The organism is Mesorhizobium sp. M1322 (genome assembly GCF_040318085.1).
GTDB lineage: Bacteria > Pseudomonadota > Alphaproteobacteria > Rhizobiales > Rhizobiaceae > Mesorhizobium.
Genome location: NZ_JAMYLP010000005.1, coordinates 1 through 21,188 on the forward strand (window position 1 = coordinate 1; position 21,188 = coordinate 21,188).

Genomic DNA, 21,188 nt, shown 5'->3' on the forward strand with positions numbered 1-21,188 from the left:
TCAGGTCTGCCAGCGGCGATGCGGCGGCCACGGCCAGTGGCGGCGCCTCCGCCGCGGCGCGGCCGGCATAGTGCCGCGCCGCGTTGCGGTCGCCGAGGCGTTCGGCCTCGAGATAAAGCCCGCGCAAGCCGAGCAGCCGCATTTCGGGATCGTCGAGCATGGTCTCGAACTTCTCGCGGGCGCCGTCATGGTCGCCTTCGAGCAGCGAGGCTTGCGCCTCGAGCAGATGGATCAGCGGCTCCTGGTCGGAGCGGATCAGCTTTGCCGCTTCCTTGGTCTTCTTGCGCGCCAGCGCTCCATCACCGGCGCCGGCGGCGATCATGCCGGTCGACAGCGCCTGATAACCACGATCGCGACGGCGCACGCGGAAATAGCGCGAGATGGTGTAGGGGCTGTTCCACAGCGCCTTGAGCAGCCACCAGACGATCATTACCGCGGCAACCACTGCAACGACCGCTACCGCCGCCACCATCAGGCTGACCTGGTATTGATAGCCGCTGAAGGTGACGACCATCTCGCCCGGCCGGTCGGCCAGCCAGGCGAAACCCAGCCCGAGCACGAAAACGACGGCGAGGAAAAGCAGAATGCGAATCATCGGGTTTTCCTCACGCCTTCATCGCACCTGATATCAGCGCGTCGACCTGCTTCTCGACCTCGATTCGCGCCTTCAGTTTGCCGGCAAAATCAGCGCCGGCAGTCTTCACCGCCTCGGGCAGCGTATCGTATTCGCTGAGCGCCTTGGCGTAGTCGCCCTGGTTGACCGCCACCTCCATGCGGGCGACGGTTTCCGGCGCACCGGCGCCTTCGACGGCACCGATCGGCCGGACCTTGACCAGTGATTCGGCGCTCGACAGCAGGTTTTGCAGGAAGCCGGCATTCTGATCGACGGGCTCGGAGGCAGCGACCATGGCACTGGCGGCGGCGGCCACTTCGGCGGCGATCTCGGCACGGGTCGGAACGCCTTTTTCTGCATAGGGACGCAAAGCCGCGATCTCCGGCGCATCCGGTGAAATCGCCGCAAAGGTTTCGAGTTCGGCGGCGAATGGCGCACCGCGGTCGAGGGCTGCCTTCAGCGCCGAGGCGGCGATGGCGAGCGCAACCTTCGGCTGCCCGGCCTGTGCTTCGACCTTGCCGGAAAGCTGCGACACCGACTGTTCCAGCGCCGCAAGCCGGCCGTCCTGCGCCTTTGCCGTCTCACCGGCGGATTTCACCGCCGCGTCGAGCCTGGCCAGCTTTTCGTTGAGCGGGCCGAGATCGACCGGCGCCGTATTGCCGGCCTGGCCAAGGGCCGCGACCGCCGTCTCGATCTGCCTGACCTTGTCGCCAAGGGCTGCAAGCCCGGCAGTGTCGCCTGCTCCGCCCTGCTCGACCGCCGATTTCAGCGCCGCGACATCCGTCTTGACCTGATCCAGCGCCGACGACAGCCCGTCCACCTTGGCCGACGCATCATTGTCGCCGGCTGTGTCCTTGAGCCCGGCGATCTCGCTCTTCAGCGAAGCGATTTCGCCATTGATGCCATCGAGCGACATGCCGCCCGAGGAGACGTCGCCAGTCCCTGGCGCGCCGAGCAGGCCGGCAAACTGCAGCCCTCCGGCGGCAGCGAGCGCGATGACGCCGCCGATAATGCCGGCAGCGATGCCGTTGATGCCGCCACGCTTCGGCCGCGCTGCCATGTCTTCATTCCCTGTCTGGGTTTCCGTCGGCGCATCTTCGGTGCCGCTGGTCCCTGTCCCGCTGGTTTTGGCCGATGCGTCGTCGAAACTGTAGTCGAAGGCCCGGTTCGCAGACGCCTCCGCGCCGGCCGGATAGGTCGGTTTGGGTCCTTCAGGACCTTTGACGCCGCCCTCTGCCGGCTCTTCCGAACCGGCTGGCGGGGCCGCGTCGGCATGTTCCCACGGCTCGATGTCGGTCTGGTCGGCATGGACGGGTTCTTCAGGCGCCTCCGGCTGCGACGCGTTCGCCGATTCCTCCGCCTCCGCCTCGTCGGTCCGCCCGTTGGCGGCTTCTTCGTCGGCAACGCGCGACACGGCGCCGGGTTCGAGCTCGATGGTGACCGGCTCGCGACGGCTTTTCGAATGCCGCATCTTCGGCGTCTTGACCATGCTTGGGCTCCGCAAAATTCGCTTCGGGATGGTTCAGAAAAGGGTCTAGCACATCACCAAGCGGTGAAAAGGGGCGGCGTGATGACGCCGTGACTTCGAAGTCAGTTTTGGCAAAACGCCGCAGGGGCCGTATCTGCACTTCAGGGAGATCAGAAACAAAAAACCCGCCTTGGCGGCGGGTCGTCGGCGCGAATGGGCACCATAAGCAAGTTCTTAGCACAGCTGCCGGCACAAAGCAAGAACAAACATGTCGATCCAGGCAATCGCCCCGGCGCCGACGCCCGGGACGGGCAGGCAGCAGCGGCAGGCGCCGGTCAGCGCCGCGCCTGCAAAAGTCGCAGCAGCGCGTCTTCGCCGGGCTCAGGCGCTATACGGATCCTGTCGCGCGCGACAGGATCCAACGCCTCGGCAATGCGCGCCGACAAAACGAAAAAAACTGTCCTCTCAAAAACGCCAAGCAGCGCCGGCCGGCCGGCCAGTGCCTGCATCGCTGTGGCCGCGTTGGCCGAATAGAGCAGCACCGCCGCGACCGGCAGGCCGGACAAGCGCGCAAGAACGGCTTCGTCGGAATAGTCCAGCACGACGGTGTCGTAGGTCTCGACGGCGCGGACGTGGACACCCGCGGCCTTCAGCCGCTGCTCGAAACCCGAAAACCGCACGCGCCCGCACAGATAGACGATGGTCTGTCCGGCGTAATCGCCGGCAAGCGCATCCGCCAGCGCCTCGGCATCGCCCGGCCCTTCGCTGACGGACAGAAGCCCGGCTGCGCGGGCGGCCTCCGCTGTCCTTCTGCCGACGGCATGGCAAGGCAAACCGGCGAGCGCAGCGCTGATTTTCTTCGGCGCATGGCGCACGGCATTGGCACTGGTGACCGCAACGGCCGCGGCATTGATTGCGATCCCGTCCGCATCGACCGGCAGAGCCACCGTTTGGGTCAACGGCAGCAGGATCGGCTTAAAACCCTGGTCCAAAAGCCGCTGCGCCGTGCGCGAGGCGCCCGGTTCCGGCCTTGTCACCAGGACGCGACGCATGTCAGACCCAGCCGTCGAAGAATTGTTCGCCGGCCTTGGCCCGTACGGTCCTGGCGGCGTCCTCGCCGATGTGGGCGGCATCCTGCACCGGGCCTTCCGCATTGACCTCATGGGACTGCGTACCGTCCGGCGAAATGATCAGGCCGGCAAAGAAGACCGTTCCGCGCGATATCTTCGCATGGCCGGCGATCGGCGTGCGGCACGACCCGTCGAGCGCCGCCAGGAAGCTGCGTTCGCAGGCCAGCGCCTGTCCGGTCGGCAAATCATGGATCGCCGTCAGCATCTTTTCCACATCGAGGTCGCCGATGCGGCTTTCGATGCAGATCGCGCCTTGCCCCGGCGCCGGCGGAAAGGTGTCGAGCGGCATCAGGTCGGTGATGACATTTTCGAGCCCGAGCCGCTTCAGCCCGGCATAGGCAAGGATGGTGCCGTCGGCAACGCCCTCGTCGAGCTTGCGCAGCCGCGTCTGGACATTGCCGCGGAACATCACCACGTCGAGGTCCGGCCGCATCCGCCGGATCAGCGCCTGGCGCCTGAGCGATGACGAGCCGACCTTCGCGCCGTGCGGCAATCCGGCGATTGTTTTGGCCGCCTTACCGACGAAAGCGTCGCGGGCATCCTCGCGCGGCAGGAAGGCGGACAGTTCCAACCCATCGGGCAACACCGTCGGCATGTCCTTCGACGAATGCACGGCGATGTCGATACGGCGCGCCAGCAGCGCTTCCTCGATCTCCTTGGTGAACAGGCCCTTGCCGCCGGCTTCCGACAGCGGCCGGTCCTGGATGCGGTCGCCGCTGGTGGAGATGACGACCACTTCGAATGCCTCAACCGGCATGCCGTGCGCGGCCATCAGCCGCGCCTGCGTTTCATGCGCCTGCGCCAGCGCCAGCGGGCTGCCGCGTGTTCCGATTTTCAAGGTTGTTTGCATGGCGCGCGGTCCGTGATAACCCCCGGCAGGTTGTCGGGCTTTCTCCTAACGGGGAACGCCAAGCTATACAATCACTAGGGACAGCGACGAATTGATCCGCGTTCTGGGCATTGAGACGAGTTGCGACGAGACCGCCGCCAGCGTGGTAGCGCTGGACGCCGGCGGCGCGCCGAAAATCCTGTCCGATATCGTGCTCAGCCAGATCGAGGAGCATGCCGCCTTCGGCGGCGTCGTCCCGGAAATCGCCGCGCGCGCCCATGTCGAGGCGCTGGACGGCATCATCGAGGCAGCGCTCGCCGATTCGGGCGTCGAACTCGCCGACATCGACGCGATTGCCGCGACCGCCGGCCCCGGCCTCGTCGGCGGGCTGATCGTCGGGCTGATGACGGCCAAGGCGATCGCCGCCGCGGCGAACAAGCCGCTGATCGCCATCAACCATCTCGAAGGCCACGCGCTGACCGCGCGGCTGACCGACGGGCTCGATTTTCCCTACCTGTTGCTGCTGGTGTCCGGCGGCCACACGCAGATCGTCGCGGTGCGTGGCGTTGGCGACTACCAGCGCTGGGCGACAACCATCGACGATGCGCTCGGCGAAGCCTTCGACAAGACGGCCAAGATGCTCGGCCTGCCCTATCCCGGCGGACCGAATGTCGAGAAGGCGGCGGCGACCGGCGATGCCACGCGCTTCGCCTTCCCGCGGCCAATGAAAGGCTCGGCGCAGCCCGACTTTTCCTTTTCCGGACTGAAGACCGCCGTGCGCCAGGCGGCGACGGCCATTGCCCCTTTGAGCGATCAGGACGTCGCCGACATCTGCGCCTCGTTCCAGGCTGCGGTGGCAGACGCGCTGGGTGATCGGGTTTCGAGAGCGTTGAACCGATTCCGTCAGGAATTCCCGAGCGAATTGGACCCCGCGCTTGTTGTTGCCGGCGGCGTCGCCGCCAACCGGACGATCAAGACGACACTCGAAGCCCTGTGCGAGAAAGCCGGCTTTGTTTTCGTCGCACCGCCGCTCAAACTCTGCACCGACAATGCGGCGATGATCGCCTGGGCCGGCATCGAACGGCTGCGCGCCGGCATATCAGGTGTGAACACCGCCGATTTTGTGCCGCGCTCGCGCTGGCCGCTGGACAGCATCTCTGCCCCGATGGTCGGCTCGGGCCGGCGTGGGGCCAAGGCGTGACCGGTAGCGGGCACAAGGCGCCAAGCGGCTGGCGCATTGCCGTGCTCGGCGGCGGTGCCTGGGGCACGGCGCTGGCGCTGGCCATGCTGCGAGCCGGTCATTTCGTCCGCCTCTATGCGCGCGACCCGGAGACCGTCGCCGCGATCGACCGTGGCGAAAATCCGCGCTATCTGCCGGGCATCGCGCTCCAGGCCGGCATCGTGGCGACGAGCGACCTCGAGGCCGCGCTCGACGGCGCCGACTGCGTTCTGGCGGTGGCGCCGGCGCAGTCGCTTCGCGCCATGCTCGCCACCGCGAAAGGCCCTATGCCGAACGGCGTCCCGCTGGTTCTCTGCGCCAAGGGCATCGAGCGCGACACCGGCGCGCTGCTGTCGAAGATCGTCGAAGAAATCCTGCCTGAAAATCCGGTCGCCGCCCTGTCAGGCCCGAGCTTCGCCACCGACGTCGCCAGGGGCCTGCCGACGGCCGTGGTGGTCGCCGCCCGCAATGAGGATCTGGCGGCCGACCTCGCCGCCCGCTTCTCCGCGCAGAACCTGCGCTGCTATTCGAGCGACGACCTCATCGGCGTCGAGATCGGCGGCGCGCTGAAGAACGTCTTCGCCATTGCCGCCGGCGCCGTCACCGGCGCCGGGCTCGGCGCCAGCGCTCAGGCCGCCATGGTGACGCGCGGCTTCGTCGAATTGCGCCGCATCGGTGCTGCCTTCGGCGCCAAGCCGGAAACGCTGATGGGACTTTCCGGCCTCGGCGACCTGTTGCTGACCTGCTCGTCCGCCCAGTCGCGCAATTTCGCCTACGGGCTGGCGCTGGGGCAAGGCAAGCCACTTGCCGGGCTGCCCTTGGCTGAAGGTGTGCCGACGGCGGCGATCGCCGCCCGCATCGCCACCGAACGCAAGATCGACGCGCCGATCATCACCGCCGTCACCGCCATACTGGACGGCACGATCACCATCCGCCAGGCTGTGTCGGCGCTGATGACAAGGCCGTTGAAGACCGAAACCGACGTCTAACCTCGAACGATCCGGAGATGGAAAGATGCTGTTTGCGTTGATTTGCAAGGACAGGCCTGGAAACCTGCAGGTGCGGCTCGATACGCGGCCCGAGCATGTTGCCTTCCTGGAAGGATTGAACGGCGAGAAGAAGCTGGCTTTCGCCGGTCCGTTCCTCGACGCCGACGGCAAGCCGAACGGCAGCCTCGTCGTGGTCGAGGCGCCCGATCTGGCCGCAGCACAAGCGCTGTCGGCGGCAGACCCCTACGCCAAAGCCGGGCTGTTCGAAAGCGTCGAAATCCGGCAATGGAATTGGGCCTTCAACAAGCCGGCGAGCGCATGATCGTTCGTTCGCGCCGCCCCTCATCCGCCTGCCGGCACCTTCTCCCCGTGAAGAACGGGGAGAAGGGACAGTTGCAGCGCTGGCGAACCCCTCTCCCCGTGCTTACGGGGAGAGGGTAAGGGTGAGGGGCGGCGCCGACTTCAACAATGCTGAACTGACAAACGGCAACTAGGACAACTGAGATGAACTATTGGCTGTTCAAATCCGAACCCTCGGTCTTCTCCTTCGAGGACCTCAAGGCGAAGGGCAAGGCCGGCACACAATGGGACGGCGTGCGCAATTATGCGGCGCGCAACAACATGAAGGCGATGCAGATCGGCGACCTCGGCTTCTTCTACCATTCCAACGACGGGCTCGATGTGGTCGGCATCGTCGAGGTCTGCGCGCTGGCCCATCAGGACACCACATCAGACGATCCGCGCTGGGAATGCGTCGATATCCGCGCCGTCAAGGACGTGCCGAAGCCGGTGACGCTGGAACAGGTCAAGGCCAACCCCAAGCTTGCCGAAATGGCACTGGTCCGGCTCGGACGGCTTTCCGTGCAGCCGGTGACGCCGGCCGAATGGAAAGAGGTCTGCCGCATGGGCGGCCTGACGCCGGCTCCGTGACGGCGCTGACGCCAAACAGCGCGAAAAACTTCATCCTCGACAACACGGCGCTGATGGCGCCGCCGCATGTGCCGGAGATCCTGCTGCATCTGGCCGACGAGGCGCATGAATTGTGGCAGCGGACAGAGGACGAACTGGCCGAAATCGGCCTGCCGCCGCCCTTCTGGGCCTTCGCCTGGGCCGGCGGCCAGGGCCTTGCCCGCTATATTCTCGACAATCCGTCTGATATGCGCGGCAAGCGCGTGCTCGACTTTGCCTGCGGTTCCGGCCTTGTCGCCATTGCCGCGGCGAAGGCCGGCGCGGTAGAGGTGATCGCCGCCGACATCGACCCGTTCTGCGCGACCGCGATCCGTCTCAACGCCGAAGCCAATGATGTCGGGATAAAGTTCCTCGGCTCGGACTGCATCGGAGCCGATGGGGGCTGGGATGTGGTTCTGGCCGGCGACGTCTTCTACGACAAATCCTTCGCCGACCGGCTGATGCCATGGTTCGCGACGCTGAACGCGCGCGGCGCCGACATCATCGTTGGCGACCCCGGCCGATCCTATCTGCCGAAAGCAGGACTGGAGCCGCTTGCCGTCTATGAAGTGGCGGTAACCCGGGCGCTGGAAGACGCCCTGGTGAAGCGCACGACCGTCTGGCGGTTTGCTTGATGGCATCGCCGAACAGGCGTTCCATCACGCATCGATTTTGAGAATACGCATATCGTTGTCCCAAAACCGCTGGCACCCCCGGTTCGGGCCCGGGGGGATGCTTTTGGGCGACATGCTTCCGGGGAGGGAAATCATGGATTTTTCAGCAGTGAACTGGCTGGCGGTGATCGTCGCCGCCGTGGTGGCGTGGATGTTCGGCGCCGCCTGGTACATGGGCTTGAGCAAGCCGTGGCTCAAGGCCGCCAAGCTTGATCCGGCGACCATGAGTAAATCGCCGCTGCCCTTCGTCATCAGCTTCGTCGCGGAACTTGTCATGGCGCTCGTCATGTCCCTGGTCATCGGAGCGATGACCGGCGGCGAACCGAGCCTCGTTGCCGGGCTCGTCTTCGGTTTCGTTCTCTGGCTGGGATTCGTCGCCACGACGCTTTCCGTCAATCATCGCTACCAAGGGTTCGGCTGGGACCTAACCATCATAGACTGCGGCCACTGGCTCGGCGTGCTGCTTATCATCGGCGCGGTGATCGGCTGGTTCGGCGCGGCGGATGTCGCGGGCTGACCCTGCCACCATGAATAATGCATGTCGCGCAAAAGTGTGCAGCGGTTTTGCGATAACGACATGCATAAAAACAACAACCTAAAGCGCGTCGCATGAGGCCGGTCAAACGCGACGCGCTTTAGTCGACGACCGCCGGCTGATCACTCAGAGCGACCTAAAGCTCATCCAGGCGTCGGGTCCGGCTGCGGGTTGTGAACTTCGTTCAGGAGCCAATCCCTGAACGCCGCGATCCTGGCGTCGTTGGCGGATGCGATGGGATAGACCAGGAAGTAGGCGAAGTCGGGCGGAACCCTGATGCCAAGTTCGAAGGGCCGGATCAGCCGGCCTTCGGAAAGGTCGTTCGCCACCATGGCAAAATCGGCGAGGGCGACGGCATTGCCGTCGAGTGCGGCCTGAACGGCGTCGGTCGAGGTGCCGAACACGATCGTTCGGCTGTCGTCGAAATCGTCGACGCCGGCCGCTGCCATCCACATCCGCCAATTCGGCCACGTCACGCCTTGTCGCGCCCACTCGATATGGGCGAGCGTGTGATGGAAGAGATCGCGCGGCTCGCGCAGCGGCGGGCCGGAGGCCAGCAGGCTGGGGCTGCACACAGGGATGATGATGTTGTCGAACAGCCGGTGGGTGCAAAGGCCCGGATATTTTCCCGCGCCGAATCGGATGCCGACATCGATGTCGTCCAGGTCGAAATCGCGCAATTCGGAGGCAATGTCGAAGCGGAGATCGATGCCCGGCCGCTGCTTGCGAAAATCATCGACGCGCCGCATCAGCCATTTTGTCGCGAACTGGGCGTCGAGGGTCACTTTCAGCAGCGCCGTTCCGCGCGCCATCTTGTGCGCCCGTGAGACGGCCCGGCCAAGCAGGTCGAGCGCATCGGTCGAGGCCTCGAACAGCACCGCGCCCGCCTCCGTCAGCCGGATCGTCCGGCTGGTGCGCGTGAACAGCACTATGCCGAGCTGATCCTCGATTTCCTTGATCTGGTGGCTCACCGCAGCCGGCGTCAGGCCGAGTTCGTCGGCGGCGCGGGTGAAATTAAGGTGCCGGGCCGCCGCCTCCAACGTCCTCAGCGCCCGGGTTCCGGGCAGCAGGCGCGCCATCACAGCAGGCCGAGGAAAGGTCGGTCGAGCATTTCCAATCCTCAAACAAAACTTGAAGATACAGAGAAAACTACTCGTTTCTCATTTTAATTTCAATCCGTCATGATGCGACCATCGAACAAACATCAAACCGGATTTGATGTCCGGAGAAGCGGATTGCACCATGTCTCACATTGCCTTGAGCTCTGTAACCACCCGCCCGGCCTGGTTGCGCGCGGTGCTTGACTGGTTTCGTCATGCGAAAGTTGCGGTCAACCTCCCGCATGAGAACGTCGACGATCTTCCGGACCGCCAATTGCACGACATCGGCGCTGAACGCAAAGATGTCGCGCGCGCGATGGATCGGGAACTCGGCCGGTTGGGTCTTCTCGACATCGGCTGGCAGAGGCCGCGGAGTAGGGCAGTAGGCAGTAGGCAGTAGGCAGTAGGCAAACGAAAAGGCAAGCGGCGCGCCTGGGCAATCCTGCGGACACCTTCTTGCTGCCCTACCCCCCTACTGCCTACTGCCTACTCCCTCACCTCACCACCCTCATCACCGTGCGGTCCGACAGCAGCGGCAACAGCCGGGCCATCGTGCGTGCCGTCACCGCGACGCAGCCTTGCGTCGGCGTGAAGCCGGGGCGCGCCAGATGAAAGAAGATGGCGCTGCCGCGCCCGCGGCGGCGCGGCGAAATGTTCCAGTCGAGCACCAGGCAGGCATCATAGAGCCGATCGGTGCGCAGCATCCGTTCGTGGCTGGCGCCATAGGGAATCTTGACCGGACGGTTGTAGTTGCGGTCCTCAGGTACTTCGCACCAGCCGAGATCGGGACCGATCGGCGTCATCGCCAGCCGGGTTTTCCGGCCGCCGGAAAAATGATCGTTACGGAAATATCCTGACAGGATCCGCATCGACCCAAGCGGCGTGGCGCCATCGCCTTCGCGCTTGCCGGCCGATATGCCGCCGCGTCCCAGCGCACATGAAAACACCAGTTTGCCAGCCTGCAGGAGCCCCTGACTGGCGTGGCCGGGCCTGGCGCGCACCGTGAGAACACGAAGCCCTTTTGGCAAAAATGCGCTCGCCTCATTGCACACGCGTTTTTTCTTGTATGATCGTGCCACGGAACAAATCATTGTGATCGGCTGTTGTGTCGGTCAGCTTCCGCATAAACAGGCAGCGGTCAACTGAATTTTCTTTTCAAAACAACGGATTGATCCATGACTTCACGCACCATTCTGATCGTCGATGACGATGACGACCTGCGCGGCACGCTCGTCGAGCAATTGTCTCTCTACGAGGAATTCGACGTCCTGCAGGAATCAACCGCCGCCAAAGGTGTCGCCACGGCCCGCGGCGGCCTCATCGATCTGCTCATCATGGATGTCGGCCTCCCGGATATGGATGGCCGCGAGGCGGTGAAGATACTGCGCAAGGGCGGCTATAAGTCGCCAATCATCATGCTGACGGGACACGACACCGATTCCGACACCATTCTCGGCCTCGAAGCCGGCGCCAACGACTATGTGGTCAAGCCGTTCCGCTTCGCGGTTCTCCTGGCCCGCATCCGTGCCCAGCTTCGCCAGCATGAGCAGAGCGAAGACGCCACCTTTTCGGTCGGCCCCTACACTTTCAAGCCCAGCCAGAAGCTTCTGATCGACCAGCGCGGCGCCAAGGTGCGGCTGACCGAAAAGGAAGCCTCGATCATCAAGTATCTCTATCGCGCCGACCAGAAGGTGGTGACGCGCGACGTGTTGCTCGAGGAAGTCTGGGGCTACAATTCCGGCGTCACCACGCACACGCTGGAAACCCATGTCTATCGGCTGCGCCAGAAGATCGAGCGCGATCCTTCTAACGCAGAAATTCTTGTGACAGAAAGTGGCGGCTACAAGCTGGTTCCTTAAACATTTAATCATTCAATCAGCGGTCGGGGCAGGGGCCGCTTTCGGGTACGATCCTGAGACTGGAGGTGGTTCTGGATCGAGCTCGCCGACGCATCGGACCAAAATCGCAATCGATTTTGGAAAGCGTCGATTTCAAAGCGTTAGAGCGTCCTTTGCGCGTCCAAAGGGAGGCTCGGCGCTGTAAGGGAGGGATTGGACTGGCCGTTCGGGGACATAGCTAGATGGCGTTGGATGACGACATCCGCATCCTGTCCACCGTGAGGCTCTTCGAGGGCTTCACGGAGGAACAGTTGCGTCTGCTCGCCTTTGGCGCGGAAACCACCAGGTTGCAGGCCGACCACAAGCTCTACCGCGAGGATGACGAGGCCGATTGCGCCTATATCGTCGTCAGCGGGCGCATCGTGCTCTATCGCGAGCAGGATAGCGCCCGCGTGCCGATAGGCACGGCGGACCCCGGTACCATGTTGAGCGAACTGGCGCTGATCGCCGACACCAACCGGCTGACCAGCGCATCCGCCGAGATCGATTCGGAAGTGCTGCGGCTCAGCCGCAAGATGTTCCACCGCATCCTGGAGGAATATCCCGATATCGCGGTCCATCTGCACCAGCGCATCTCCGAGGATTTTCAGGAATTGATCCGGCGCATCGAGAAACTGGCCCCGCGTTTCGACAACTGAGCGGGCAGCGGTGGTACGGAACTTCTGAACGCCGGAGGGACAGCGCCCGCTCCGCCCACTTCTGCAGCGTTGGAGATTGGCGAAAGCCAAGGTGACGGCCAATCTCCCCACAAGTGGGGGAGATGTCCGGCAGGACAGAGGGGGGCGCGAAGGATCGCTACAGAAGGACTTTCAGTCGTAGAATGACTGCCGGCGCTAATCCAGGTCGAACCGCGCTATGACCGGCACATGGTCCGACGGCCGTTCCCAGCCGCGCGCCGGCCGCAGGATCTCGTAGCCGGCAAAGCTCGGCACCAGATTTGGCGACGACCAGACATGGTCGAGCCGCCGGCCGCGATCCGACGCTTCCCAATCCTGCGCGCGATAGCTCCACCAGGTGTAGAGCTTCTGCTCATAAGGCACGTTGAGCCGCATTAGGTCGACCCAGTTGCCGGCGAGCCGCATCGCCTCGAAATTTTCCGTCTCAACCGGCGTATGGCTGACGACTTTCAAGAGCTGCTTGTGCGACCAGACATCGTGCTCGAGCGGCGCGATGTTGAGGTCGCCGACCAGGATCGAACCGGAGACTTCGTCGTGCTCGGCGCGGATGGCGTTCATCTCGAAGACGAAATCCAGCTTGTGCCTGAACTTGGGGTTGATCTCCGGGTCGGGCTCGTCGCCGCCGGCCGGAACGTAGAAATTGTGCAGCAGGATCGCCTTGCCGCCGGCCTTGACGGTGACCGACAGATGCCGGCAGTCCTCGATCTCGCAGAAGCGGCGCCGTTCGACCACTTCGATCGGCCGGCGCGCCACCGTCGCCACGCCGTGATAGCCCTTCTGGCCGTGGAAGGCGATGTGCTCGTAGCCGAGCTTGCGAAAGGCCTTCTCGGGAAACAGCTCATCCGGAACTTTGGTTTCCTGCAGGCAGAGCACGTCCGGTGCCTGTTCGACAAGCAGGCGTTCGACGATCGGCATGCGCAGGCGGACGGAATTGATGTTCCAGGTGGCGATGGAAAAGGGCATGCACAGGATCCGGGGACAGCGTATGGCCGCCGGAGGTGAACGCCACTGGCGAGTCATGCGCGCATGAAAGAGTCGGGCCGGAACCTGCCAGCCGCGCGCGCCAAAAACAAGCCGAAGTGCGGCCCGGGCTGGCACCAGGGTTCGCTGAGATTCAGGTCAGGCCGAGTCGAGAATGGCGGATTCCGAGAACCGGAGCGGAGCGTACTTAAAGTACGTGAGCACCGGAAGCGCAGGAAACCGCCATTCGCAGGCCGGCCTCACCTGAATAACAGCGGACCCTACCGCGACTTGGTGTTCAGCTCGCGGTTCGCCGTATAGTCGATGGCAAAGGTGTCGGGGGCGAAGCTCACGCCTTCCCTGACGTTGAAGATCATCACCGTCGTGTCCTTGCCCTGCGCATCGGTTATCGTCCACTGGCGCAATTCGTAGGTCTTCGGATCGAACATCATGGTTATCTTCGAACTGCCGAACACCGATTTGTCGGCGAGCTGAATGGTGGTGACGTCGTTCTCTTCCTTGACGCTTTTGACACGGCCGCCGGAGAGGTCGATCTTGGTGTCGAGCAGCAGCTTGAGCGGCGTTTTCGAGAGTGGGTAGAGATCGGACGTTTTCAGCCGCTTGTTGAGGATGACCACCGACTTGCCGTCGGAAATCACCCTGAAATTCGACGTCCCGTCATAGTTGAAGCGGATCTTGCCCGGCCGTTCCAGAAAGAACTTGCCGCCGGTCTGCTCGCCCTTGGGTCCGAACTGTACGAATTCGCCGGCCATCGATTTGACCGAGGAAAAATGGTCGGCGATCTTTTGCGCCGTGGGTGGCACCGCCGCTTGCGCCGACGCCAGCAACTGGACCCCGGGCACGACATTGATGGCCGCAGCACCTGCCAGGACCAGGCCGAGGCCAAGCAGCTGGCGGCGGGTCGGGGCAAAATCGCTGATCGTGGCGAAAGAAGAGTTTTTCATGCCGGTCACTCTCGTCTGGTTTATCTGTTGTCGCAGTGTTTGGCCCTCCAGTTGGGCTTAAGTTTGGCGGCCGAACAGCGCTTGGTCGTTGCCAACGCGCCAGAAGGTTCAAAGTTGCCGCGGCCAGGTTGCAGCGGCGAAAATCCTATCGGGTCCTGCCGGTCGGATCAGAACTTGTCGTCTTCCGTCGGCACCAGAATCTCGCGTTTTCCGGCATGGTTGGCCGGGCCGACAATGCCTTCCTTCTCCATCTTCTCGATGATCGAGGCGGCGCGGTTGTAGCCGATGCCGAGCCGGCGCTGGATGTAGCTGGTCGAGGCCTTGCCGTCGCGCAGCACCACCGCAACCGCCTGGTCGTAGGGATCGTCGGAATCCTCGAAATTGCCGCCGCCGCCGCCCGAACCACCCTTGCCCGGCGGCTCGTCGTCGTCCTCGTCGTCATCCTCGGTAATGGCATCGAGATATTCCGGCACGCCCTGCAGCTTCAGATGCGCGACGATTTTCTCGACCTCGTCGTCGGAAACGAAGGGGCCGTGTACGCGCTGGATGCGGCCACCGCCGGCCATGTAGAGCATGTCGCCCATGCCAAGCAGCTGTTCGGCGCCCTGCTCGCCCAGGATGGTGCGGCTGTCGATCTTCGACGTCACCTGGAAGGAAATGCGGGTCGGGAAGTTGGCCTTGATCGTGCCGGTGATGACGTCGACCGACGGTCGCTGCGTCGCCATGATGACGTGGATGCCGGCGGCACGCGCCATCTGCGCAAGGCGCTGCACCGCGCCTTCGATGTCCTTGCCGGCGACCATCATCAAATCGGCCATCTCGTCGATGATGACGACGATGTAGGGCATCGGCTCGAGATCGAGGTTTTCCGTCTCGTAGATCGCTTCGCCGGTCTGGCGGTCGAAGCCGGTCTGCACGGTGCGCGAGATTTTCTCGCCTTTCTTCTCCGCCTGCTGCACCCGCGCGTTGAAACCGTCGATGTTGCGGACGCCGACCTTGGACATCTTGCGGTAGCGGTCCTCCATCTCGCGCACGGTCCATTTCAGCGCCACCACCGCCTTCTTCGGGTCGGTGACGACAGGCGTCAGAAGATGCGGGATGCCGTCATAGACCGAGAGCTCCAGCATTTTCGGGTCGATCATGATCAGCCGGCAGTCCTGCGGCGTCAGCCGGTAGAGCAGCGACAGGATCATGGTGTTGATGGCGACCGACTTGCCCGAACCGGTGGTGCCGGCGACCAGCACATGCGGCATCTTGGCGATGTCGACGATGACCGCCTCGCCGTTGATGGTCTTGCCGAGGGCCAGCGCCAGCTTGGCCTTGGTGGTCTCGAAATCGCGGCTGGCCATGATCTCCCTGAGATAGACGGTCTCGCGCTTGGCGTTCGGTAGCTCGATGCCGATGGCGTTGCGGCCGGGCACCACGGCGACGCGGCAGGCGATGGCGCTCATCGAGCGGGCGATGTCGTCGGACAGGCCGATGACCCGCGACGATTTGATGCCGGGCGCCGGTTCCAGCTCATAGAGCGTGACGACCGGGCCGGGGCGGACATGGATGATCTCGCCCTTGACGCCGAAATCCTCCAGCACGCCCTCGAGCAGACGGGCATTCTGTTCCAGCGCGTCCTTGGAGAGGCTGGCGTCGCGCACGACGTTCTTCGGCTCGGACAGGAAATGCAGCGATGGCATTTCGAATTGTTCGGAGCCGATCAGCGAGGTCTGGGCTTCGCGCTGGACACGGGCGCCCGGAACGGGCCGGGGCGCCGGCGCCGCGACGCGGGTGGCCGCATCGGAGCGGAACGGCTGCACCTTCGCATTGGGCGCAGTGCTGCGCTGGCCTACGGGCTCCGGCGCAAAGTCCATGTCGTCGTCATCGTCAAAAACATCGGCGTCGTCGGGATCGAGCGAGGCGCTGCGGTCGTTGACCATGGCGGCGAAGAATTCCGGCTCGACGCGGGCGCGGCCATCAGGGCTCATCCGCGCTTCCGCGAATTCGGCCGATTCGACCCGCTCGGCAGCGCGCCGCCAGGCGCTGGCGCGCGGTTCCATCTCCGGTTCGAAATCGTCGCGCTCCCGGCGGCGCGCAGCGCGACGGCGGAGATAGGCGCGCAACGACAGCCACCAATGCGTGATCGCGCCAAGTGCCAGAATGCCCTCGTCGCCCTCGTCCTCGTCATTGTCGAAAAGCAGGTCGTCCTGGTCCCGAGGATCGGGCGCGGCCGGTTGCTCCAGGACGGCGAAACCGTTCTGGCGTGCAATCAGCGCCGAGCCGTAGGCAAACAGCCACAGTGCCGGCGCGGCGAGAAGCACGGCGAGCACGCTGGCGATGAGGCCCGTCGGGTAGCCGCCGACGACGAGGCCGGGAATCTTGAGCACCATGTCGCCGAACACGCCGCCGAGACCGGTCGGCAGCGGCCAGGTCTTGGGCGGCACCCCGCAGCCGGCGATGGCCGCGGCAAGCACCGCGTAGCCAAACCAGGCGAGCCCGCGCTTCGGCAGCCTGTCGACGCCGCGCGCAGAAAACAGCAGAAATCCCCAGACCACCGCCGGCACCAGCGCCGCGACGGCAGCAAGGCCGAAGAACTGCATGGCAAGGTCGGAGAAGACAGCGCCCACATAGCCCATGGCGTTGGTGACGATGTTATCGGTGGCGTGGGAGAAGCTTGGGTCGGCGACGTTCCAGGTGGCGAGGCTGGCGATACCGAAGGCGACCAGCGCAAACAGGCCGGCGCCGACCAGCCGGCCGACCTGACGCCGCGCGAACGCCCGGATGCCGTACCCCGTATCGGCCAGCGCGAGCGGTGCTGAAGCCCCTGAACGCATGTTCTTCCCCGTCTGTTATTGCCTGGCCGACAGCGTGCGCGCAGCCCGGCAGATTCGGGCTCCAGACTATCGGCGGGAAGGTTAAGGCAGCATTAACTATAAGGGGTTGAATTGATTAAGGCGGTTGCCGGGGTTGAGCTGTGGGTCAGTCGTGTCCGTCCCGGAGCTGACATTTTCTGATCGTCCTAAATCGCCTTGATATACGCGGCGCGCAGCAACGGATCAAAGATCGAGTCAAGCTGTTCGAACCGCTCGCGAGGTGATAGGCGTTTAAGCATCTGCTGTTGCCTCAAAACATCGTAAAGACTGACAATGACGCCAAGTCTGTTTTTTATTCAGCTTGCTATCTTGCTGCTGCCGGGCGTTCTTTGGGCAAGGATCGACGCCGCCTACGGCAATAAAAGAGATCAATCACAATTCGAGTTCGGCATTCGCGTGATCTTGTTTGGCCTTACCTCGTATGCCGCGACGTACGTGTTGTTCTTGCTGCTAAATGCCCCTTTTGAAATGATTGACCTTGCTAACGCAGCAGACAAAAACGTCCTCACCCGGGGCATGGTGATCCAGACCCTCTGGGCGATATTAGTCGGGTTTTCTGCGTCGATCATTTGGCTTTACGCCGTCAATTACAAAATCCTGACCCGCATACTTCAAGGAATTCGAGCGACGAAGCGATACGGCGACGAGGACGTTTGGGAATTCACGTTCAATTCGAACTCTGCCGATGTTCAGTTTGTGCACATTCGCGATTTCGCGAACAAAGTCGTCTATTCCGGCTGGGTACTGGTTTTCTCGGAAACCGAAAAACTTCGCGAGCTGGTACTTTCCGAAGTCGATGTTTACGATTTCGAAGGCAACCTGATATCGTCGCCTCCGAGACTATATATAGCCAGAGAGCCAGAGGGACTGCACATTGAGTTCCCCATTCAACCGACGCGCCCGGAGGTCACCGACAATGTCAAATAGACCGTCACCACCAAAGAACTCGGAGAGCCGTGGTTACGCAATCAAACTCGAAGAAGGGTATGAGCGCAAAGGGGGTATAAACCCGCCACCGCCGCGCGGCGTGGATCGCCCTGCCCCGCCTACACCTACGAATCCCAAGAGACCGGCCACTAGTGCATCTGGTTGGCAGAAAAAGTGAGGGGCGCGCTCATGGCAGAGCAAGCGCTCCCAGACAGATGTTTTCGGTATCCATAAATGGTTTCCTAGGGACCGCTGCGGCCGACGTTTCGCATTGCCGGCCGATCAACCGCCTGATCAGCGATTGTGATCGAGCCACAACGGCGATCTGCGCGCAAAAAAAGAGGCCCGGAATGGTCCGGGCCTCAATGCGTGAGCCCTTTTCAGGAGCGTCACGACGGGATGGGAGGATGCGGGGCGGCCGAGGCCGCCCCGACAAGACTTACGGATGATAGGCCGCTTCGCCATGCGCGGTGAGGTCGAGCCCTTCACGCTCTGCATCGGCTGTCGGGCGCAAGCCTACGATCATATCGACGATCTTGTAGAGGATGGCGCTGCCGATGCCCGACCACAGGACGGTTACCAGGACACCCTTGAACTGCGACCACAGCTGGGTCGCCGTGCCGGCATAGCCGGCGGCGAAGTCGGCTGTCGAATAATCGACGATGCCGGCGCCGCCGAGGGCGGGGTTGACTAGGATGCCGGTGCCGAGCGCGCCGATGATGCCGCCGATACAGTGGATGCCGAAGACATCGAGGCTGTCGTCGTAGCCGAACTTGTTCTTCACGACCGAAACGAAGAAGTAGCAGACGCAGGTGGCGACGATGCCGAGCACGATGGCGCCCATCGGTCCGGCAAAGCCGGCAGCGGGTGTGACGGCGACAAGGCCGGTAACAGCGCCCGAAACCGCGCCAAGCATGGACGCCTTGCCGCGCAGCAGCGTTTCGAGCACGATCCAGGTCACTGCCGCCGCCGCTGTGGCGACGAAGGTGTTGACCATGGCCAGCACCGCGTAGGCGTTGGCTTCGAGGTTCGAGCCGGCGTTGAAGCCGAACCAGCCAACCCACAGCAGCGAAGCACCGACCATGGTCAGCGTCATCGAGTGCGGTGCCATGATGTCCTTGTTGTAGCCGATGCGCTTGCCGATCATGAGCGCGCCGACAAGGCCGGCGATGCCCGCATTGATGTGAACGACGGTGCCGCCGGCGAAGTCGATGGCGCCGAAGCCGAAGATGAGCCCCGACGGATCGCTATAAGCGCTCGGGCCGCCCCAGAACCAGACCATATGCGCGATCGGGAAATAGACGAATGTGACCCAGAGGATGGTGAAAAGGATCACGGCCGAAAACTTGACGCGTTCGGCGAAGGCGCCGACGATCAGGGCGGGCGTGATGCAGGCGAAGCTCATCTGGAAGATGACGAACACCAGCTCGGGAATGGCGACGCCCTTGGTGAAGGTTTCCGACACCGTCGTCACGTCGACGCCGGCAAGAAACATCTTGGAAAGACCGCCGATGAAGGCATTGCCGGGGGTGAAGGCAAGACTGTAGCCGTAGAAAACCCAGACGATCATGACCACGCTGGTGATGGTGAAAACCTGCATCAGCACCGACAGCATGTTCTTGGCGCGAACCAGGCCGCCGTAGAAAAGCGCAAGGCCGGGAATGGTCATCAACAGCACCAGGATGGTGGAAATCATCATCCACGTCGTGTCACCCTTGTCGACGGTAAAGGCCGGTGCCGCTGGCGCTGCCGGGACGGCTGGCGCCGCTTCCTGCGCGAATGCGGCGACCGTGCCCAGTGCTGCGATAGCGAGCGAGCCCAGCAGCGCCGTGCGCGCCGCCGACTTCAAAGTAGAAGGAATATTCATTGAACTCTCCATTGGGATACGTGTCCGCAGCTCAAAGCGCGTCGGTGTCTGTTTCGCCGGTGCGAATGCGCACCGCCTGGTCGATGCCGAAAACGAAGATCTTGCCGTCGCCGATCTGACCGGTCTTGGCCGCCGCGGTGATGGCTTCGACGGCCTTGTCGACCATGTCCAGGCCGACCGCGACTTCGATCTTGATCTTCGGCAGGAAGCTGACCGCGTATTCCGCCCCGCGATAGATTTCCGTGTGTCCCTTCTGCCGCCCGTAGCCTTTGACTTCGGTGACGGTCAGGCCCTGGATGCCGACTGCGGTGAGCGCTTCGCGCACCTCGTCGAGCTTGAACGGCTTGATGATTGCCATCACGATTTTCATAAGGTTTCACCCTTTGCTGTTGCGGTCCCCCGCGTTTGTACGACGTCGCCGATCCCCATGAGAGCCGGAGAGTGCCCGCTAGGATTCAAGCTCCGTGCCAGTTGCCGAAGCAGGGTGTTAAGCTGCTGTTAAATAAGGAGTTGGGGAAGTTTTGTCGGCTGACTGTTCATAGTCGCGGCAGCGCATCTGATTAAAAAATAGGCAATTTTGCAAAATTGCCTATTCGGCGGGCTGCCGCTTCAACCTGATCAGGCCTTCCTGGGCAACCGAGGCGATCAGCGTGCCGTCGCGGGCAAACAGCGACCCGCGAGTGAACCCCCGCGACCCTTGCGTCGACGGGCTATCCTGCGTGTAGAGCATCCAGTCGTCGAGCGGATGGCTCCGGTGGAACCACATCGCGTGATCGAGGCTCGCCGCTTGGATGTCGCTATCGAAAATTGCGCGGCCATGCGCAAAGGTCGAGGTATCGAGCAGCGTCATGTCGGAAAGATAGGCAAGCACTGCCGCCTGCGTGGCGCGATCGGCCGGAACCGGGCCGGTCGTGCGGATCCAGATGTTCTGCTTTGGCTCCAGCTTTTCCCGGCTGGTGTAATGCTCCAGCATCACCGGCTTCATTTCGATCGGCCGGTCACGCTCCCAGTAGCGCCTGATGCCGTCGGGCACGGCCGCGCCGAACTTGCCGATCAATTCGCGCTGCGACAGCAATGTGTCGGGCGCCGGCACGTCCTGCGGCATCGGCACCTGATGCTCGAGCCCGATCTCGTCCTGCTGGAACGAGGCTTCCAGCGAAAAGATCGCCTGGCCGTGCTGGACAGCCACGACACGGCGCGTGGTGAAGGAGCCGCCGTCGCGGATGCGGTCGACCTGATAGATGATCGGCACCTTGGTGTCGCCGGGCCGCATGAAATAGCCGTGCAGCGAATGCACGTGGCGTTCGGGCTCCACCGTTCGCTGGGCTGCGACCAGCGCCTGGGCGATGGTCTGGCCGCCGAAGACACGCTGCCAGTCGAGTTTGGGGCTGCGACCTCGGTACAGGTTGTGTTCCAGCTGCTCGAGGTCGAGAATGCCGAGAAGCTCGTCCATGGCCGCCGTCATGTTTCGCGCCCTCACTGCAAGTGTTATGGCGGTTTCCGACAGGAATGGCGGGCAGTCAAGGCC

The 21,188-nt window shown here is 63.4% G+C and carries 22 protein-coding genes; 10 read left to right on the plus strand and 12 right to left on the minus strand.

Annotation, left to right across the window (positions count from 1 at the left end; genetic code table 11):
- The 4 genes from NKH12_RS03015 to hemC all read right to left on the minus strand — a co-directional run.
- Positions 1–595: heme biosynthesis HemY N-terminal domain-containing protein (locus NKH12_RS03015; RefSeq protein WP_352951833.1), on the minus strand; the 595-nt coding region annotated here is incomplete at its 3' end.
- 10 nt (positions 596–605) lie between these two features.
- Entirely contained in the window at positions 606–2,102 is a 1,497-nt protein-coding gene (locus NKH12_RS03020; protein WP_352951834.1) for a COG4223 family protein, read from the minus strand.
- Between the two features lie 314 nt (positions 2,103–2,416).
- A complete protein-coding gene (locus tag NKH12_RS03025) occupies positions 2,417–3,133 on the minus strand; it encodes a uroporphyrinogen-III synthase (RefSeq protein WP_352951835.1) in 717 nt (238 codons plus the stop codon).
- Between the two features lies 1 nt (position 3,134).
- Entirely contained in the window at positions 3,135–4,061 is a 927-nt protein-coding gene (hemC, locus tag NKH12_RS03030) for a hydroxymethylbilane synthase (RefSeq protein ID WP_352951836.1), read from the minus strand.
- 94 nt (positions 4,062–4,155) lie between these two features.
- On the opposite strand from hemC, the gene tsaD reads away from it, so the two are divergent.
- The 6 genes from tsaD to NKH12_RS03060 all read left to right on the plus strand — a co-directional run bounded on the left by tsaD (position 4,156) and on the right by NKH12_RS03060 (position 8,387).
- A complete protein-coding gene (tsaD, locus tag NKH12_RS03035) occupies positions 4,156–5,241 on the plus strand; it encodes a tRNA (adenosine(37)-N6)-threonylcarbamoyltransferase complex transferase subunit TsaD (protein WP_352951939.1) in 1,086 nt (361 codons plus the stop codon).
- Positions 5,238–6,248, plus strand: a complete 1,011-nt coding sequence (locus NKH12_RS03040; RefSeq protein WP_352951837.1) for an NAD(P)H-dependent glycerol-3-phosphate dehydrogenase — start codon at positions 5,238–5,240, stop codon at positions 6,246–6,248. Before tsaD ends, NKH12_RS03040 begins: the two co-directional genes overlap by 4 nt.
- 25 nt (positions 6,249–6,273) lie before the next feature.
- On the plus strand, positions 6,274–6,570 hold the full coding sequence (locus NKH12_RS03045; RefSeq protein ID WP_352951838.1) for a YciI-like protein: 297 nt from the start codon (positions 6,274–6,276) through the stop codon (positions 6,568–6,570).
- Between the two features lie 182 nt (positions 6,571–6,752).
- Positions 6,753–7,178 (plus strand): EVE domain-containing protein, encoded by a 426-nt coding sequence (locus NKH12_RS03050; RefSeq protein WP_123148835.1) that lies wholly within the window; start codon positions 6,753–6,755, stop codon positions 7,176–7,178.
- 53 nt (positions 7,179–7,231) lie between these two features.
- Positions 7,232–7,831: a class I SAM-dependent methyltransferase gene (locus NKH12_RS03055; RefSeq protein WP_352951940.1), complete on the plus strand. Its 600-nt coding sequence runs from the start codon at positions 7,232–7,234 to the stop codon at positions 7,829–7,831.
- A gap of 133 nt (positions 7,832–7,964) precedes the next feature.
- Positions 7,965–8,387 (plus strand): DUF1761 domain-containing protein, encoded by a 423-nt coding sequence (locus NKH12_RS03060; RefSeq protein ID WP_352951941.1) that lies wholly within the window; start codon positions 7,965–7,967, stop codon positions 8,385–8,387.
- Positions 8,388–8,548: 161 nt separating this feature from the next.
- Here the strand turns inward: NKH12_RS03060 and gcvA are convergent, their stop codons facing one another.
- The gene (gene gcvA, locus NKH12_RS03065) at positions 8,549–9,484 is read right to left on the minus strand and encodes a transcriptional regulator GcvA (RefSeq protein ID WP_352951839.1); all 936 of its coding nucleotides are present in this window, start codon (positions 9,482–9,484) and stop codon (positions 8,549–8,551) included.
- A gap of 163 nt (positions 9,485–9,647) precedes the next feature.
- On the opposite strand from gcvA, the gene NKH12_RS03070 reads away from it, so the two are divergent.
- Positions 9,648–9,905 (plus strand): hypothetical protein, encoded by a 258-nt coding sequence (locus NKH12_RS03070; RefSeq protein WP_352951840.1) that lies wholly within the window; start codon positions 9,648–9,650, stop codon positions 9,903–9,905.
- 94 nt (positions 9,906–9,999) lie between these two features.
- Here the strand turns inward: NKH12_RS03070 and NKH12_RS03075 are convergent, their stop codons facing one another.
- On the minus strand, positions 10,000–10,596 hold the full coding sequence (locus NKH12_RS03075) for a L,D-transpeptidase family protein (RefSeq protein ID WP_352951841.1): 597 nt from the start codon (positions 10,594–10,596) through the stop codon (positions 10,000–10,002).
- An 84-nt stretch (positions 10,597–10,680) separates the two neighbouring features.
- Between NKH12_RS03075 and NKH12_RS03080 the strand changes: the two genes are divergently transcribed.
- Together NKH12_RS03080 and NKH12_RS03085 are read left to right on the plus strand one after the other, a co-directional pair.
- Entirely contained in the window at positions 10,681–11,364 is a 684-nt protein-coding gene (locus NKH12_RS03080; RefSeq protein WP_127319501.1) for a response regulator transcription factor, read from the plus strand.
- Positions 11,365–11,585: 221 nt separating this feature from the next.
- Positions 11,586–12,041, plus strand: coding sequence for a cyclic nucleotide-binding domain-containing protein (locus NKH12_RS03085; RefSeq protein WP_352951842.1), 456 nt, complete (start codon positions 11,586–11,588; stop codon positions 12,039–12,041).
- A 195-nt stretch (positions 12,042–12,236) separates the two neighbouring features.
- Here NKH12_RS03085 and NKH12_RS03090 read toward each other — a convergent pair whose 3' ends face one another.
- The 3 genes from NKH12_RS03090 to NKH12_RS03100 form a co-directional block, all read right to left on the minus strand.
- The gene (locus tag NKH12_RS03090; RefSeq protein ID WP_352951843.1) at positions 12,237–13,043 is read right to left on the minus strand and encodes an exodeoxyribonuclease III; all 807 of its coding nucleotides are present in this window, start codon (positions 13,041–13,043) and stop codon (positions 12,237–12,239) included.
- Between the two features lie 278 nt (positions 13,044–13,321).
- Positions 13,322–14,005, minus strand: coding sequence for an outer-membrane lipoprotein carrier protein LolA (locus NKH12_RS03095; protein ID WP_352951844.1), 684 nt, complete (start codon positions 14,003–14,005; stop codon positions 13,322–13,324).
- A 167-nt stretch (positions 14,006–14,172) separates the two neighbouring features.
- A complete protein-coding gene (locus NKH12_RS03100) occupies positions 14,173–16,827 on the minus strand; it encodes an FtsK/SpoIIIE family DNA translocase (RefSeq protein ID WP_352951845.1) in 2,655 nt (884 codons plus the stop codon).
- 312 nt (positions 16,828–17,139) lie between these two features.
- Between NKH12_RS03100 and NKH12_RS03105 the strand changes: the two genes are divergently transcribed.
- On the plus strand, positions 17,140–17,793 hold the full coding sequence (locus NKH12_RS03105) for a DUF6338 family protein (RefSeq protein WP_352951846.1): 654 nt from the start codon (positions 17,140–17,142) through the stop codon (positions 17,791–17,793).
- A gap of 439 nt (positions 17,794–18,232) precedes the next feature.
- Here the strand turns inward: NKH12_RS03105 and NKH12_RS03110 are convergent, their stop codons facing one another.
- The 3 genes from NKH12_RS03110 to tesB form a co-directional block, all read right to left on the minus strand.
- Positions 18,233–19,660 (minus strand): ammonium transporter, encoded by a 1,428-nt coding sequence (locus NKH12_RS03110; RefSeq protein WP_352951847.1) that lies wholly within the window; start codon positions 19,658–19,660, stop codon positions 18,233–18,235.
- Between the two features lie 31 nt (positions 19,661–19,691).
- A complete protein-coding gene (locus tag NKH12_RS03115) occupies positions 19,692–20,030 on the minus strand; it encodes a P-II family nitrogen regulator (RefSeq protein WP_023800571.1) in 339 nt (112 codons plus the stop codon).
- 219 nt (positions 20,031–20,249) lie between these two features.
- On the minus strand, positions 20,250–21,125 hold the full coding sequence (gene tesB / locus NKH12_RS03120; RefSeq protein ID WP_352951942.1) for an acyl-CoA thioesterase II: 876 nt from the start codon (positions 21,123–21,125) through the stop codon (positions 20,250–20,252).
- Positions 21,126–21,188: the final 63 nt, after the last annotated feature.